Source organism: Pseudomonas sp. NMI760_13, assembly GCF_021283245.1.
Classification (GTDB): domain Bacteria; phylum Pseudomonadota; class Gammaproteobacteria; order Pseudomonadales; family Pseudomonadaceae; genus Aquipseudomonas; species Aquipseudomonas peradeniyensis.
In genome coordinates, this window is the sequence record NZ_JAJSRC010000021.1 from 12,368 (window position 1) to 27,440 (window position 15,073).

General features: G+C 63.8%; 14 protein-coding genes. 4 read left to right on the forward strand and 10 right to left on the reverse strand.

All coding sequences use genetic code 11. From position 1 onward, the window contains the following. Positions 1-110: 110 nt before the first annotated feature. Positions 111-1,355, forward strand: a complete 1,245-nt coding sequence (locus LU671_RS19800) for a TIGR03862 family flavoprotein (protein ID WP_232856629.1) — start codon at positions 111-113, stop codon at positions 1,353-1,355. A gap of 133 nt (positions 1,356-1,488) precedes the next feature. Here LU671_RS19800 and LU671_RS19805 read toward each other — a convergent pair whose 3' ends face one another. Next, positions 1,489-2,820 carry a DEAD/DEAH box helicase gene (locus LU671_RS19805; RefSeq protein WP_186734490.1) on the reverse strand — a complete coding sequence of 444 codons (1,332 nt, stop codon included), beginning with the start codon at positions 2,818-2,820 and terminating at the stop codon, positions 1,489-1,491. Between the two features lie 150 nt (positions 2,821-2,970). Next, positions 2,971-3,891: a drug/metabolite exporter YedA gene (yedA, locus tag LU671_RS19810; RefSeq protein WP_232856630.1), complete on the reverse strand. Its 921-nt coding sequence runs from the start codon at positions 3,889-3,891 to the stop codon at positions 2,971-2,973. Positions 3,892-4,044: 153 nt separating this feature from the next. Here yedA and LU671_RS19815 point away from each other — a divergent pair, with 153 nt between their 5' ends. After that, positions 4,045-4,503: an Lrp/AsnC family transcriptional regulator gene (locus tag LU671_RS19815; RefSeq protein WP_110737865.1), complete on the forward strand. Its 459-nt coding sequence runs from the start codon at positions 4,045-4,047 to the stop codon at positions 4,501-4,503. A 131-nt stretch (positions 4,504-4,634) separates the two neighbouring features. On the opposite strand, the gene LU671_RS19820 is transcribed toward LU671_RS19815, so the two are convergent. The 7 genes from LU671_RS19820 to LU671_RS19850 all read right to left on the reverse strand — a co-directional run bounded on the left by LU671_RS19820 (position 4,635) and on the right by LU671_RS19850 (position 11,732). Next, positions 4,635-5,114, reverse strand: coding sequence for an NYN domain-containing protein (locus LU671_RS19820; protein ID WP_186734492.1), 480 nt, complete (start codon positions 5,112-5,114; stop codon positions 4,635-4,637). 50 nt (positions 5,115-5,164) lie between these two features. Continuing rightward, positions 5,165-5,932 (reverse strand): SDR family oxidoreductase, encoded by a 768-nt coding sequence (locus LU671_RS19825; RefSeq protein ID WP_203650211.1) that lies wholly within the window; start codon positions 5,930-5,932, stop codon positions 5,165-5,167. A gap of 703 nt (positions 5,933-6,635) precedes the next feature. Beyond that, the gene (locus tag LU671_RS19830; protein ID WP_028688239.1) at positions 6,636-7,352 is read right to left on the reverse strand and encodes an ABC transporter ATP-binding protein; all 717 of its coding nucleotides are present in this window, start codon (positions 7,350-7,352) and stop codon (positions 6,636-6,638) included. After that, positions 7,349-8,224 (reverse strand): ATP-binding cassette domain-containing protein, encoded by an 876-nt coding sequence (locus LU671_RS19835; protein WP_050707124.1) that lies wholly within the window; start codon positions 8,222-8,224, stop codon positions 7,349-7,351. The genes LU671_RS19830 and LU671_RS19835 overlap by 4 nt, the downstream gene beginning before the upstream one ends. Continuing rightward, a complete protein-coding gene (gene livM / locus LU671_RS19840; RefSeq protein ID WP_232856631.1) occupies positions 8,221-9,522 on the reverse strand; it encodes a high-affinity branched-chain amino acid ABC transporter permease LivM in 1,302 nt (433 codons plus the stop codon). The genes LU671_RS19835 and livM overlap by 4 nt, the downstream gene beginning before the upstream one ends. Before the next feature lie 2 nt (positions 9,523-9,524). Further along, on the reverse strand, positions 9,525-10,439 hold the full coding sequence (locus LU671_RS19845; protein WP_102683954.1) for an ABC transporter permease subunit: 915 nt from the start codon (positions 10,437-10,439) through the stop codon (positions 9,525-9,527). A 156-nt stretch (positions 10,440-10,595) separates the two neighbouring features. After that, entirely contained in the window at positions 10,596-11,732 is a 1,137-nt protein-coding gene (locus LU671_RS19850) for a branched-chain amino acid ABC transporter substrate-binding protein (RefSeq protein ID WP_198743819.1), read from the reverse strand. 575 nt (positions 11,733-12,307) lie between these two features. Between LU671_RS19850 and pncB the strand changes: the two genes are divergently transcribed. Next, positions 12,308-13,513: a nicotinate phosphoribosyltransferase gene (gene pncB, locus LU671_RS19855; RefSeq protein ID WP_203650205.1), complete on the forward strand. Its 1,206-nt coding sequence runs from the start codon at positions 12,308-12,310 to the stop codon at positions 13,511-13,513. 3 nt (positions 13,514-13,516) lie between these two features. After that, positions 13,517-14,344, forward strand: coding sequence for an ammonia-dependent NAD(+) synthetase (gene nadE, locus LU671_RS19860; protein WP_232856632.1), 828 nt, complete (start codon positions 13,517-13,519; stop codon positions 14,342-14,344). Between the two features lie 128 nt (positions 14,345-14,472). Here the strand turns inward: nadE and azu are convergent, their stop codons facing one another. Further along, positions 14,473-14,919 carry an azurin gene (gene azu / locus LU671_RS19865; RefSeq protein ID WP_050707129.1) on the reverse strand — a complete coding sequence of 149 codons (447 nt, stop codon included), beginning with the start codon at positions 14,917-14,919 and terminating at the stop codon, positions 14,473-14,475. Between the last annotated feature and the right edge of the window lie 154 nt (positions 14,920-15,073).

Genomic DNA, 15,073 nt, shown 5'->3' on the forward strand with positions numbered 1-15,073 from the left:
CCAGCCCTTTAACTGCCTGAGCTGCAAAGAATTGATCGTTTTTTGAGCAGTGTCGTGACAGGCCCCGCTGAGGTAGAATGCGCGGTCTTTTCCACAGCCTGTCGCCCGCCATGAACGATCCCCGCCCCGCCTCCCGCCCCCTAGTCGCCGTGATCGGCGGCGGCCCCGCCGGCCTGATGGCCGCCGAGACCCTGGCCCGGCGCGGGATGGCGGTAGAAGTGTTCGACGCCATGCCCTCGGTGGGCCGCAAGTTTCTGCTGGCCGGCGTCGGCGGCATGAACATCACCCATTCCGAGCCCTACCCCGCCTTCGTCGGCCGTTACGGCGCACGCCAGGGCGAGATCGACACGCTGCTGCGCGACTTCGATGGCGAGGCCCTGCGCCAGTGGATTCACGGCCTGGGCATCGAAACCTTCGTCGGTACCTCGGGCCGCGTGTTCCCTCGCGACATGAAGGCCGCGCCGCTGCTGCGCGCCTGGCTCAAGCGCCTGCGCGAGTCCGGCGTGGTTATCCACACCCGGCACCGCTGGTTGGGCTGGACAGCCGAAGGTGCCCTGCGGATCAGTTATCCACAAGGCGAGCTGCAGGTACGGGCCGACGCCGTGGTGCTGGCCCTGGGTGGCGGCAGCTGGGCACGCCTGGGCTCGGACGGTGCCTGGGTGCCGCTGCTGGCCGAACGCGGTGTGGATATCTCTGCGCTGCGGGCGAGCAACTGCGGTTTCGAGGTCGAGGGCTGGAGTGATCTGCTCAAGGACAAGTTCGCCGGCGCCCCGCTGAAGAACATCGCCCTTGCCATACCCGGCGCCGCGTCGCGCAAGGGCGAATTCATCCTCACCGCCCAAGGGGTGGAGGGCAGCCTGGTGTATGCCTGGTCGGCGGCCCTGCGGGAGGCGATTGACCGCGACGGGCGGGCGACGCTGCTGCTCGACCTGCTGCCGGACCGGCCTGTGGACAAGATTGCCCAGGCCCTGGCCAAGCCCAGGGGATCGCGCTCGATGGCCAAGCACCTGCACGGCCAGCTCGGGATCGACGGGGTGAAGGCGGCCTTGTTGCGCGAGTTGACCGACCAGGCGACCTTTGCCGACCCCGAGCGCCTGGCGGCGGCGATCAAGGCATTGCCGATCATGCTGGTGCGGACCCGGCCGCTGGACGAGGCGATCAGCAGTGCTGGTGGCGTGCGCTTCGAAGGGTTGGATGAAGGGCTGATGGTGCGCAACCTGCCTGGGGTGTTCTGCGCGGGGGAGATGCTGGATTGGGAGGCGCCGACTGGGGGGTACCTGCTGACGGCGTGTTTTGCCAGTGGTTTGCGGGCAGGAAATGCTGCGGCGGATTGGTTAATGCGTCAGGTCAGGTAGATTGCCGGGGCTGCTACGCAGCCCTTTCGCGGCACAAGGCCGCTCCTACAGGGTGATGCGCGGTCCTCTGTAGGAGCGGCCTTGCCGAGGCGTCGGACCGGCCGGAAAGGGCGGCAAAGCGGCCCCAAAAATCTCAAGGCTTACGCTTGCCCGGTTTGCCACCAAAGCTCGGCACCTTGCGCACGGCCTTGACCGCCGGCGCCGAAGCCCCCGCCTCCTCGCTGTCCATCCAGCGCCCCAGACCACGCTTGGCACTGTTCTCTTTCGGTTTCTTGGGCTTCTTCGGCTTTTTCAGCACCTGGCCACTGGCATCGGTCACCGGCACCCGGTGATCGGGGATGAAGTCCGGCTCCTCATGGCGCGGCAGCACCTGGCGGATCAGCGTCTCGATCGACGCCAGCAGTTGCACCTCGTCGGCGCACACCAGCGAGATCGCCTCACCCTTGTTGCCCGCGCGGCCGGTCCGACCGATACGGTGCACATAGTCCTCGGCGACGATCGGCAGGTCGAGGTTGACCACCAGCGGCAGGTCGTCGATATCCAGGCCGCGGGCAGCCACATCGGTGGCCACCAGCACCTGGACTTCACGCGCCTTGAAGGTGTCCAGGGCACGCTGGCGGGTGGCCTGCGGGCGGTCGCCGTGGATACCGTCGGCGTTCACGCCCTCGGCCAGCAGACGCTCGACCAACTGATCCACGCCATTGCGGGTCTTGGCGAACACCAGCACCTGCTTCCAGCGCTGCTTGCGCAACAGGTGGCAGAACAGGTCGGCCTTGCGCTTCTTGTCCACCGGCACCAGCCATTGCTTGACCGTGTTGGCAGCGGCATTTCGCGGGCTGACTTCGATGCTCAGCGGGTCGTTCAGCGCCAGGCCCGCGAGCATACGGATCTGGTCGGAGAAGGTCGCGGAGAACAGCAGCGTCTGGCGCTTGCGCGGCAACGCCGCATACACCGCCTGCAGCTCTTCGGCAAAGCCCAGGTCGAGCATGCGGTCGGCTTCGTCGAGCACCAGGGTCTGCACCTGGCCGAACTTGATGGCGTTCTGGCGGAACAGGTCGAGCAGACGGCCCGGGGTGGCCACCAGCAGGTCGACGCCACGGCGCAGGCGCATCATCTGCGGGTTGATGCTGACGCCGCCGTACACCGCGTAGGTGGACAGCGGCAGGTTCTCGGCATACTCACGCACATTGGCGTGGACCTGCTCGGCCAGTTCGCGGGTCGGCACCAGCACCAGCGCGCGCACCGAGTTGCTGGCGACCTTCTCCCCTTCCAGCGCCAGGCGTTGCAGTACCGGCAGGGCGAAGCCGGCGGTCTTGCCGGTGCCGGTCTGGGCGGCGGCCATCAGGTCGCGGCCGGCGAGCACGGCGGGGATGGCCTTGGCCTGGACCGGGGTGGGCGTGGTGTAGTCCAGCGTCTGCAGGGTGCGCAGCAGCGGTTCGATCAGGCCGAGTTGGGCGAAATTCATGGCAATACCGTCAGGGGTTCAGCGAAGGCGGCAAGTTTACCCCAGCACCACGGTGGCCCAAAGAACAAAGGGCCCGCTCCCACACGGATCGCGCCAGATTCTAGAAATTGAGCAAGACAGTTGCTCCCACAGGGTCAGAAGTCCGCTACCTTATTTGCACACCCCTTCTTTGAGCGGCACTGGCGACTCCGGCGCCTTGCGCCACTGCGGCAGGCCGATCAGCACCACCGCGCCGATGATCACCGCCATGGCCACGCACTCCTCGGCGCCGATCTGCTCGCCGGCGAAGACGATCCCCAGCAACACCGCCACCGCCGGGTTGACGTAGGCATAGCTGGTGGCCGCCGCCGGGCGCACGTGCTTGAGCAGGTACATGTAGGAACTGAATGCCAGGATCGAGCCGAAGAACACCAGGTAGGCCAACGCGCCCCAACCGGCGGCGGTGGGCATCTGGGTCAGGCGCTCGCCGCTGACGGCACTGCCGATCAGCAACGCGGCGCCGCCCACCAGCATTTCTGCGGCACTGGCCATCGCGCCCTGGGGCAGCGGCAGGCTCTTGCTCCACACCGAACCGAAGGCCCAGGCTGCCGCGGCGAACAGGATCAGCGCCGCGCCCATGGGGCTGGCCTGCAGGTTCGAGCCCATGTTGAGCATGCCGATGCCGACCAGCCCGAGAGCGATCCCCGCCCACTCCAGGCGCGAGTTGCGATGGCCGAAGAACAGGCCGAACACCAAGGTGAACAGCGGCACCGTGGCCACCGCCAACGCCGCCACGCCCGAGGCGACCCCGGCATGCTCGGCCAGGGTCACCCCGCCGTTGCCGCAACTAAGCAACAGGAAACCGATCGCCCCGGCCGCGCGCCACTGGGGCCAGGTCGGCGCCGGCACACCACGCCAGCGCAGGAAGCCATAGAGCAGGCTGCCGGCAATCACGAAACGCACCCCGGCCATCAGCATCGGCGGCCAGGACTCCACGCCGATGCGGATAAACAGGTAGGTCGAGCCCCAGACCAGGTACAGGGCAAGAAAGGCGCCAACAAGCAACAACGGGAAGCGACGGGAGGAGGACATGGCAAGGGCTCGAAATCCGTTTACGGGTGGATTAGTTTAGAAAGGCCCAGGCGCAAACTTAAGTTATAAAACACGTTTAAAACACCAAAACACTTTGTAATGGATGGTTGTTCGGCCACCTTGCCGTCGATTGCAAAGCCAACAGGAATCACCATGGACAAGTATGACCGCATGCTCCTCGCCGCCCTGCTGGAAAATGGCCGGGCCACCTACGCGCAGCTGGCGCGCCAGGTCAATCTGTCGGCCCCGGCGGTGGCCGAACGGGTGGCCAAGCTGGAAGCCAGCGGGGTAATCAGCGGCTACACGGCCAAGGTCGATCTGGAGAAGATCGGCCTGCCGATCCAGTGCGTGATGGAACTGCGCCTGGCCAGCCATGGCAACCAGCAGGCCTACGAGGCCCTGGAGAAAATCCCCGAGCTCACCGAATGCCACCGGGTGACCGGCGACCCGTGCGTGATCATGCAGGCGGCCGTCACGTCGATGGGCGAGTTGGAGGCGCTGATCAACCGCGTATCGCAGCTGGGCTTCACCAAGACCTCGATCATCCTGTCGAGCGCAGTGGCGCGACGGGTGCCGCTGGGGCACCTGGAGGGCAACGGCAAAAAGAGCTGAAACAGCAGCGCGGAAGCGGCGGTTCGCCGTTGCGACTTGGCCCGCGATAGAGCCGGCATTGCGATCGCGCGGCAAGCCCGCTCCCACGCACTGCTCCCACGCACCACTCCAGCCCGGAACCTGTGTACAGGTCAGTGGCGCAACAGTAACTTGCCTTCGATGGGCACATAACGGCTGGCCGCGCGGATCAGTGCCAGGGCTGTCAACCCGGGTACACCGTAGACCACCGTTTCGACGCCATGGCGTTGCATAGCACGCTCCAGCAACAGGTCGAAATCACCGTCGCCCGAGGCCAGCACCACCTGGTCGACCCGCGCCGCCGCCTCGATGACATCGAGGGTAATGCCCACGTCCCAATCGCCCTTGGCGGAACCATCGGCGCGCTGGATGAAGGGTTTGAGGCGCACCTCGAACCCGAGGTTGCGCAGGATCTGCTGGAATTGCTGCTGCTTGCTGTCGCCACGGTCGATGGCATAGGCCACCGCCTCGACGATCTGCCCTTCGCGGCTGACCTCGGCCCACAGCGCGGCGTAGTTGAAATGGCAGCCATGGCCTTGGCGAACCGTGTAGTAGAGGTTCTGCACATCGGCGAACAGGGCGATTTTCTTCAAGCGTGGACACCTCGTGTCTGCGGGGCTGCCTGGCAACCCCGCACCATGATTCAACCCTTGGCCGATCGGTCGATCGAGAAGCCAGCCCAGTCCTGGCTCACCGGCATCAGCTCCAGGCTGTTGATGTTGATATGCGCCGGCTGGTTGAGGATCCAGAAGATGGTCTCGGCGATATCCTGGGGCTGGATCGGATCGGCACCGGCGTAGGTCGCATCATACTTCGCCTGGTCCCCACCGAAACGCACCAGCGAGAATTCGCTCTCGCACAGCCCCGGCTCGATATTGCTCACCCGCACGCCGGTCCCTCGCAGGTCGCAGCGCAGGCTCAGCGAGAACTGGCCGACGAAGGCCTTGGTGCCGCCATACACGTTCGCGCCCGGGTACGGGTAGTTGCCCGCCACCGAACCGACGTTGAGGATCGACGCGCCGCGGCCATGGGCAATCAACCGAGGCAACAGCAAGCGAGTGGTGTACATCAGCCCCTTGATGTTGGTGTCGACCATGGTTTCCCAGTCGTCCAGGCTGCAGTTCTGCGCGGCGTCGACACCCAACGCCAGGCCGGCGTTGTTGACCAGGCCCTGGAGCTTGTCGAAGGTCGGCGGCAGGCTGGCGATGGCTGCCTCCATCGCCTTGCGGTCACGCACGTCGACCACCAGGCTGTGCACCTCGGTCTTGGCCGACAGTTCCTGGCACAACGCATCCAGGCGCTCCTTGCGCCGACCAGTGAGCACCAGCTTCCAGCCGGCGTCGGCGAAACGGCGGGCGGTGGCCTCGCCAAAACCGGACGTCGCGCCAGTGATGAATACGGTGGATGTCATGCTCTTCTCCTCAGCGTGGGATTGTCGTCGACTGGCCTCGCAGCATGCCCGGCGCAGGGCCCGACCACAACCGTCATCGCCACTGGTCAAAAAACGTACTAACCCCGCTGATGCCCGTGATAGAAGGGCTGCGCCGGGCTATGCGCATCTTATCCACAAGGCTTTCCCCACGGATTGGGGGCAACTCGTCGGGTCAAGGGAACCTCTGTAGGTTGTGGACATCGCTGCATGATGGCGCAACGCTTTCAACCATGCTGCCTGTGGCGGTCTGTCCAAGGTTTTTTCACAGAGTTATCCACAGAAAATAACGTACTCTGGGCAAACCGATCTGCTGCGCAAAACCTATGCAAAATCATGCACAAGCAGCACTTGGTCAAAAAACGATCAAATGCTTGGAGGCTCTGGTTTATCTGGGCTGGAGCGAGGTGCCACCATGTTTTCCACAGGCGGTTCCACACAATCCGTGGAAAGTTTTCCACTTGTGGAAACAAGGGTTTGCAGTGGGGTTGTGGAGTGTTTCAAGAAAGATATGCGACAAGTTGTCCACATGCGGTGAAAGCATCGCCAAGCGCTGCGATCCCCTGTAGGAGCGGCCTTGTGCCGCGAAAGGGCCGCGAAGCGGCCCCGGCGATTTCACATGATGCTGAGATCTTGGGGCCGCTTCGCGGCACAAGGCCGCTCCTACAAAGAGCGTGCTAAATCCTCAGTGCCCGCCCAGATAGGCGTTACGCACCTCCTCGTTGACCAACAGTTCCTGACCCGTCCCGGTCATGCGAATCTGCCCGTTGACCATCACATAGGCTCGATCAGACAGCTTCAGCGCGTGGTTGGCGTTCTGCTCCACGAGGAAGATGGTCATGCCGGTCTGCGCCAGCTCGCGCAAGGTGGAGAAGATCTGCTTGACCACGATCGGCGCCAGCCCCAGCGATGGCTCGTCGAGCAGCAACAGCTTGGGCCGGCTCATCAGCGCGCGGGCGATGGCGAGCATCTGCTGCTCGCCGCCGGACATGGTCATGGCGCGCTGGTTGCGCCGCTCCTTGAGCCGCGGGAACAGCTCGAACATGCGCTGCATGTCCTCACCGGCATGTTTGTCGCCAATCGGAATGGTGCCCATCATCAAGTTCTCCTCGACGGTCATGTCGGGGAACACCCGGCGCCCCTCCGGTGACTGGGCGATGCCGTTGGAGGCTATGTAGTGCGACGACTTGCGGGTGATGTCGGTGCCGCGATAGACGATCTGCCCGGAGGCCGCCCGCGGTTGGCCGAAGATCGACATCAGCAACGTCGACTTGCCCGCGCCGTTGGCGCCGATCAAGCTCACCGTCTCGCCTTCGTTGATGTGCATCGAGACTTTCTTCAGGGCCTGGATCGGCCCGTAGAACACATCCAGGTCCTTCAACTCGAGAATGGGCGCGCTCATATCAGCTCCTCTTCATCTGCGCCCAGGTAGGCGGCGATCACCGTCGGGTTGTGGCGGATGTCCTGCGGCGTACCTTCGGCGATCACATTGCCGTGGTCGAGCACGACAATATGATCGGAGATGCTCATGACCATGCCCATGTCGTGCTCGATCAGCACCACGGTGATGTCGTGCTCGTCACGCAGCACGCGGATCATGCGGCTGAGGGCCTCGGTCTCCTGCGGGTTGAGGCCGGCGGCCGGCTCGTCCAGGCAGATGATCTTCGGCCGCGTGCACATGGCCCGGGCGATTTCCAGACGGCGCTGCTGGCCGTACGACAGCTCGCCAGCCAGGCGGTTGGCGCAATCGACCAGGTCGACCACCTCCAGCCAATAGAACGCATGGTCCAGCGCGTCGCTCTCGGCCTTGCGGTAACCCGGGGTGTTGAGCACGCCGGCCAGCAGGTTGCGGTTGACCCACATGTGCTGGGCCACCAGCAGGTTCTCCACCACCGACATTTCCTTGAACAGGCGAATGTTCTGGAAGGTGCGCGCAAGACCTGCGCGGTTGACCAGGTGGGTCCCGCCGAACATCTTGTAGTACAGGCGGTTGGCGAAGCGCGCCGGCGAGACGAAGTCCGCCGCCTGGAAGCGCTCGCCGAGCAGCTGGATGACGTTGGTGTGGCTGCCGCGCACGTTCAGCTCGATACGCCCGCCGCTGGCCTTGTAGAAGCCGGTGAGGCAGTTGAACACAGTGGTCTTGCCGGCGCCGTTGGGACCGATCAGGGCGAAGATCTGGTTACGCTTGACCTTCAGGCTGACATCGCTGAGCGCCTTGATCCCGCCGAACTGCATCATCAGGTTGTCGACCGACAGAATGATTTCGTCGCTCATGGCGCCACTCCTTTACGCGGGACCACGCCGGTGCGGCTGATGCGGATCAGCCCCCGCGGTCGCCAGATCATCATCAGCACCATCAGCACGCCGAACAGCAGCACCCGGTACTCGGAGAAGCTGCGCAGCAGCTCCGGGGCCACGGTCAGCACGAATGCCGCTATCACTACGCCCACGGTCGAGCCCATGCCGCCAAGCACGACGATGGCCAGGATCAGCGCCGACTCGAAGAAGGTGAACGACGACGGGTTGACGAAGCCCTGGTAGGTGGCGAAGAACACCCCGGCCAGGCCGGCGGTGGAAGCGCCCAGGGTGAACGCCGAGAGCTTGACCAGTACATGGTTCAGGCCCATGGAGCGGCAGGCGATCTCGTCCTCGCGCAGGGCCTCCCAGGCGCGCCCGACCGGCATGCGGGTCAACCGGTGCTTGATGTACAGCACCGCCAGTACCACCAGGAACAGCACGGCATAGATGAACACGAACTTAAGGTTAGGGTTGTAATCGAAGCCGAAGAACTCATGGATCGGCACTCCGCCGTCCTTCGCCCGACGGCCGAACTCCAGCCCCAGGAAGGTCGGCGACGGCGCCGGCATGCCGTTCGGGCCACCGGTGAACGACAGCCAGTTGTTCAGCACCAGGCGGATGATCTCGCCGAAGCCCAAAGTGACGATGGCCAGGTAGTCACCATGCATTCGCAACACCGGGAAACCGAGGATGCACCCGGCCAGCGCCGCAGCGATCGCCGCCAGCGGCAGCACGCTCCAGAAGCCCAGGCCCAGGTACTGGTAGCCGAGGGCCAGGCCGTAGGCGCCGATGGCGTAAAACGCCACGTAACCCAGGTCGAGCAGGCCCGCCAGGCCCACCACGATGTTCAGGCCCAGGCCCAGCAGCACGTAGATCAGGCCGAGGATGACCACGGTCAGCAGGTACTTGTTGGCGAACACCGGGAACACGATGGCGATGACGATCAGCGCCGGGATGATGTAGCGCAGCCGCGACTTGTAGTCCGGCGCCAGTACATGCACGCCCGAACCACCGCTGTCGAAGCCCTGGAGCATGCGCTGGCCGGTCGGTGTCTGCAGGAACACACTGAGGATGAAACGCCCGATCATCACACCGCCGACCAGCCAGGCCACGCGGGCCGGCTCGGCGTTGAAGCTGTAGCCGTCGAGCACCACGCCGACGACCGGACCGAAGACGATGAGCGCCAGCAGGCCGGCGACGATCGTCTCCAGCAGGCTGCGTTTGAGGTCGAAACCCTTGGATTGGGCAATAGAGGCAGAATTGGCAGCGGACATGTTCACACCTTAGCCACGAGCGGGCGACCCAGCAGGCCTTGGGGACGGAAGATGAGGATCATCACCAGCAGCGAGAAGCTGAACACGTCCTTGTAGTCGGAGTTGATCAGGCCGGAGAACAACGATTCGGAGATCCCCAGGATGATGCCGCCGAGCATCGCCCCCGGCAGCGAGCCGATACCGCCGAGCACCGCGGCGGTGAACGCCTTGATGCCGATGATGAAGCCGGCGTAGAAGTCGAAGGTGCCGTAGTTCATGGTGATCAGCACACCGGCCAGCGCGGCCATCACCGCACCGATGACGAACACGTAGGAGATCACCCGGTCGGTGTTGATGCCCAGAATCGAGGCCATCTTGCGATCCTGCTGCGTCGCCCGGCACATGCGCCCGAGCTTGGTGTACTTGATGACGTAGGTGAGCAGCGCCATGCCGACGAAGGCGGCCACCAGGATGAAGATCTTGGTGTAGGTCAGTTGCACGAAGCCTGTACCCACCTCCACGCGCATGGCGCCTTCGAGCAGGGTCGGCACGCCTTGCTGGCGGGCGCCCTGGCTGATCTGCGCGTAGTTCTGCAGGATCAGCGAGATGCCGATGGCGCTGATCAGCGGGGCCAGGCGGGTGGAGTTGCGCAGGGGTTTGTAGGCGATGCGTTCGATGGTGAAGCCATAGACGCCGGTGACGACGATGGTGAACAACAGGGTGCCCAACATCAGCAGCGGAAACGACTCGATGCCGAAGTAGGCCAGCAATGCCAGGCTGATCGCCGCGAGGTACGCGGAGATCATGTACACCTCGCCGTGCGCGAAGTTGATCATGCCGATGATGCCATAGACCATTGTGTAGCCGATGGCGATCAGGCCGTAGACCGACCCGAGGGTCAGGCCGTTGACCAGTTGCTGCAGGAAAATACCATCCATAACGCAATCTCACCTGATTGAGATTGCACGAGCGCCGACCACGCAGGATCCGGATGCAACGGCCCTCGCAGCGCAGAACTGTGCAGATCTACTGACAATGACAGGTACCGCGGGGCTACGGCCCGGTGCGAAACGCACGCGGGCCGTTGGCCGTTTTTATTTTTGTTTTTCCAGCTGGTGGTACTTGCCGTTGGCATCCCACTGGTAGACCACGTAGTCGGAGACGGTCAGGTCGCCCTTGCTGTCCCACTTCTTCTCGCCCATGACGGTCTTGACCGGGTTGGCCTTCAGCCACTTGGCGGCGTCCTCGCCCTTGTTCGACTTGGCGCCGTTGAAGGCGGCGGCCAGGGCCTGGACCGAAGCGTAGGCGTACAGGGTGTAGCCCTCTGGCTCGGTGCCGTTCTTGCGGAACTCCTCGACCACGGTCTTGCTGTCGGGCAGCAGGCGCGGGTCGGCGCCGAAGGTCATGTACACGCCGTTGGTGTACTGGGCGCCGCCGGCGGTTGCCACCAGTTCGTCGGTGACGATGCCGTCGTCGGACATGAACGCCACATCCTTCAGGCCCTGCTCGCGCAACTGGCGTACCAGCGGACCGGCCTCCGGGTGCAGGCCGCCGAAGTAGACGACATCGGCACCGGCGGCGCGGATCTTGGTGACCACGGCGCTGAAGTCCTTTTCGCCACGGGTCAGGCCTTCATACAGCACCGGTTTGACGCCACGTTTTTCCAGTTGCGCCTTGGTCGCGTCGGCCAGGCCCTGGCCATAGGTGTCCTTGTCGTGCAGCACCACGACCTTCTTGCCCTTGAGCACATCGACGATGTAGTTGCCGGCGACGATGCCCTGCTGGTCGTCACGGCCGCACATGCGGAACATCGCGGACAGGCCGCGCTCGGTCACTTGCGGGTTGGTGGAGCCTGGGGTGATGGCGATCACGCCGGCCTCGTCGTAGACCTCGGAAGCGGGGATGGTGTTGGAGGAGCAGAAGTGACCGACCACGCCTGCCACCTTGTCCTGGTCGACCAGGCGGTTGGCCACGGCCACGGCCTGCTTCGGCTCGCAGGCGTCATCGCCCTTGACCAGGACGATCTTCTCGCCGTTCACGCCACCGGCCTTGTTGATCACATCGGCCGCTGCCTGCGCACCTTTCATGTACTGCTCGCCAAACGCTGCGTTGGCCCCGGTCATGGGACCTGCGACGCCGATCTTGATGTCGGCCTGAACATACGAAGAAACACCCAGTGCCGTGGCTACGGCCAGTGCCAGGAAACCTTTCTTGTAAAACGTCTGCGACATGAGGTGGTGCTCCTAGAATATTTTTTTTGGTTGGCACTACAACTTCTCAGCCCTGTGCTCCGAGCAAGGGCCGTGCCAGTGGTTTTGTCTTCCGGGAAAACACACGACAGGGGGTGAACAGTGGCGACCGGCGGCCTTTTCTTTATTGAGCGTGCAACCGTCTACTGCGGAGCAAGCGCTACCGACACGCCTAGACAAGGAGCAACCTTCGAGCGCCATCATTGCAACCCTTGCGAGTGTTAACGTGCAACCGACCTGTAACAACGGACGTCACCGAACTGCACACCGCTGGTGCGTGACTGCTACAGGCGGCACCGTTAGAAGGCTAGTCGGTGCACGGAAAAACACCTGTTTTGCCTGAGCCGGCCTCTTCGCGGGTAAACCCGCTCCCACATGGACCGCGCGACGCCTGGGCCTCGCATGGAGGAGTCAGCTTCCACAAAAGACAGTTGCTGTCACAGGATGGCACTCTACCTGTGGGAGCGGGTTTACCCGCGAAGAGGCCGGTACAGGCGCAATATCACCCCAAAGGCTGGCACAATAGCCGCCATTGCCCGCCTTGGAGCTTCCCCCTGATGAGCGAGAGCGCATTCGCCGAGCGCATCGTGCACAACCTGCTCGACACCGACTTCTACAAACTGACGATGATGCAGGCCGTCCTGCACAACTACCCGGACGCCGACGTCGAATGGGAATTCCGCTGCCGCAATGGCGAAGACCTGCGGCCCTACCTGGGGGAGATCCGCAACCAGCTCGAACTGCTCAGCGAGCTGACCCTGGACGATGACCAACTGGCCTTCCTCGAGCGCATCAGCTTCCTCAAGCCGGACTTCCTGCGCTTCCTGCGCCTGTTCCGCTTCAACCTGCGCTATGTGCGCATCGGTATCGAAAACGATCAGCTGTTCCTGCGCCTGCGCGGCCCCTGGCTGCATGTGATCCTCTTCGAGGTGCCGTTGCTGGCCATCATCAGCGAGGTGCGCAACCGCCACCTGCACCCGCGCATGCGCCTGGCCGAAGCCCGCGACCAGCTGCACCGCAAGTTCGACTGGCTGCGCGCCCACGCCAGCGACGACGAACTGGCCCACCTGCAGGTGGCCGACTTCGGCACCCGCCGGCGTTTCTCCAGCCGTGTGCAGGAGGAAGTGGTGCGGGTGCTGCGCGATGAGTTCCCGGGCCGCTTCGTCGGCACCAGCAACGTCGACCTGGCATGGAAACTGGATATCAAGCCCCTGGGCACCATGGCCCACGAGTGGATCATGGCCCACCAGCAGCTCGGCCCGCGGCTGATCGACAGTCAGATCGCCGCACTGGACTGCTGGGTCCGCGAATACCGTGGATTGCTCGGCATCGCCCTGACCGACTGCATCACCATGGATGCCTTCCTCCAGGACTTCGACCTGTACTTCGCCAAGCTGTTCGACGGCCTGCGCCACGACTCCGGCGAGCCGGTGGCCTGGGCCGAGAAGGCCATCGCCCACTACCAGAAACTGGGGATCGACCCGATGACCAAGACCCTGGTGTTCTCCGACGGCCTGAACCTGACCCGCTCGCTGGAGATCTTCCGTGCCCTGCGCGGGCGCATCAATGTCAGCTTCGGTATCGGCACCAACCTGACCTGCGACATACCCGGCGTGGCGCCGATGAACATCGTGCTTAAAATGACCGACTGCAACGGCTCGCCAGTGGCGAAGATCTCCGACGAAGCCGCCAAGACCCAGTGCCGCGACGAGAACTTCGTCACTTACCTGCGTCACGTATTCAAAGTCCCCAGCAAGGAGTAACCCATGCAAGCCGTTCAGCAAGAGATTGCCCGGGCGCTCAAGGTGCAGCCGCCGTTCGCAGACGCCGCCGCCCTCGAGCGGGAAGTCGCCCGGCGCGTGGCCTTCATCAAGGACTGCCTGGCCAATGCCCGGCTCAAGACCCTGGTACTGGGCATCAGCGGCGGCGTCGACTCACTGACCGCCGCCCTGCTCGCCCAGCGCGCCATCAACGAGCTGCGCAGCGAGACCGGCGACCAGGCCTACACCTTCATCGCCGTGCGCCTGCCGTACCAGGTGCAGCACGACGAGCACGACGCCCAGGCTTGCCTGGACGTGATCAAGGCCAACGAGGTGCACACCATCGACATCGCCCCGGCGGTGAAAGCCCTGGCGGCGGAAGTTCAGGAGCTGAAGAACGGCTCGCCGACCCTGGTGGACTTCGTTGTCGGCAACGTCAAGGCGCGTACCCGCATGGTCGCCCAGTACACCGTCGCCGGTGCCCGCGCGGGTTTGGTGATCGGCACCGATCACGCCGCCGAGGCGGTGATGGGATTCTTTACCAAGTTCGGTGACGGGGCGTGCGACCTGGCGCCGCTGAGCGGGCTGGTGAAGAACCAGGTGCGGGCCATCGCCCGCAGCTTCGGCGCGCCAGAGTCGCTGGTGGAGAAAGTGCCGACCGCGGACCTGGAAGACCTCGAACCGGGCAAGCCGGACGAGGCGTCACACGGCGTGACCTACCAGCAGATCGATGCGTTCCTGCATGGGCAGCCGGTCGACCAGGCAGCGTTCGACATCATCGTCGCTACCTACCGCAAGACCCAGCACAAGCGCGAGCTGCCGTTTGCGCCGTGAGGCCTGGCGGGGCCGCTTTGCGGCCCATCGCGGCACAAGGCCGCTCCTACAGAGGATATGCACTCTCCTGTAGGAGCGGCCTTGTGCCGCGAAAGGAGGGCAAAGCCCTCCCAAGTTTCAAATCGTCATTACTTGACGACAACCTTGCCCTTCATCATCGAGATGTGGCCCGGGAAGGTGCAGAAGAAGCTGTAGTCGCCACCGGCTTCCAGCTTCGAGGTGTCGAGCTTGATGGTGTCTTTCTCGCCGGCACCGATCATCTTGGTGTGGCCGATGATCGCGGCGTTGTCGGCCTTGATGTAGTCCTTGTCCAGGCCTTGCGACATGCCTTCGGTGGCGATGGCCTGCATGTCGGCGGTCTTGCTGATGACCAGGTTATGGCCCATGACGTTCTTCGGCAGGCTGCCACCGTGGGTCAGTTCGATCTCGACGGTCTTGCAGCTCTTGTCGATGGTGAATTCCTTGGTGTTGAACGACATCTGGTCGGTCGAGTCGACAGTCACCTTGCAGTCGGCGGCAAAGACAGAGGCGCTGGCGAGGGTCAGCAGGGATACCGCTACAGCTTTCGCAAACATCATGAATCTCCTTGGCAGGGTTTTATCAATTGCGAGATTGCCTGAAAACAGGACGCCCGTACCTGATGTGGGTCAAGGGGTGTCAAGTGGCCAGGCAGTAGATTTGTTCAATGGATTGTATACAACCAATCAAAGTGCACATCATGCCCTCTTG

Bases quoted from the DNA above. Each gene is read 5' to 3' on its own strand.
- LU671_RS19800 (WP_232856629.1), top strand. From the start codon at position 111: ATGAACGATCCCCGCCCCGCCTCCCGCCCCCTAGTCGCCGTGATCGGC.
- LU671_RS19805 (WP_186734490.1), bottom strand. From the start codon at position 2,820: ATGAATTTCGCCCAACTCGGCCTGATCGAACCGCTGCTGCGCACCCTG.
- yedA (WP_232856630.1), bottom strand. From the start codon at position 3,891: ATGTCCTCCTCCCGTCGCTTCCCGTTGTTGCTTGTTGGCGCCTTTCTT.
- LU671_RS19815 (WP_110737865.1), top strand. From the start codon at position 4,045: ATGGACAAGTATGACCGCATGCTCCTCGCCGCCCTGCTGGAAAATGGC.
- LU671_RS19825 (WP_203650211.1), bottom strand. From the start codon at position 5,932: ATGACATCCACCGTATTCATCACTGGCGCGACGTCCGGTTTTGGCGAG.
- LU671_RS19830 (WP_028688239.1), bottom strand. From the start codon at position 7,352: ATGAGCGCGCCCATTCTCGAGTTGAAGGACCTGGATGTGTTCTACGGG.
- LU671_RS19835 (WP_050707124.1), bottom strand. From the start codon at position 8,224: ATGAGCGACGAAATCATTCTGTCGGTCGACAACCTGATGATGCAGTTC.
- livM (WP_232856631.1), bottom strand. From the start codon at position 9,522: ATGTCCGCTGCCAATTCTGCCTCTATTGCCCAATCCAAGGGTTTCGAC.
- LU671_RS19845 (WP_102683954.1), bottom strand. From the start codon at position 10,439: ATGGATGGTATTTTCCTGCAGCAACTGGTCAACGGCCTGACCCTCGGG.
- LU671_RS19850 (WP_198743819.1), bottom strand. From the start codon at position 11,732: ATGTCGCAGACGTTTTACAAGAAAGGTTTCCTGGCACTGGCCGTAGCC.
- pncB (WP_203650205.1), top strand. From the start codon at position 12,308: ATGAGCGAGAGCGCATTCGCCGAGCGCATCGTGCACAACCTGCTCGAC.
- nadE (WP_232856632.1), top strand. From the start codon at position 13,517: ATGCAAGCCGTTCAGCAAGAGATTGCCCGGGCGCTCAAGGTGCAGCCG.
- azu (WP_050707129.1), bottom strand. From the start codon at position 14,919: ATGTTTGCGAAAGCTGTAGCGGTATCCCTGCTGACCCTCGCCAGCGCC.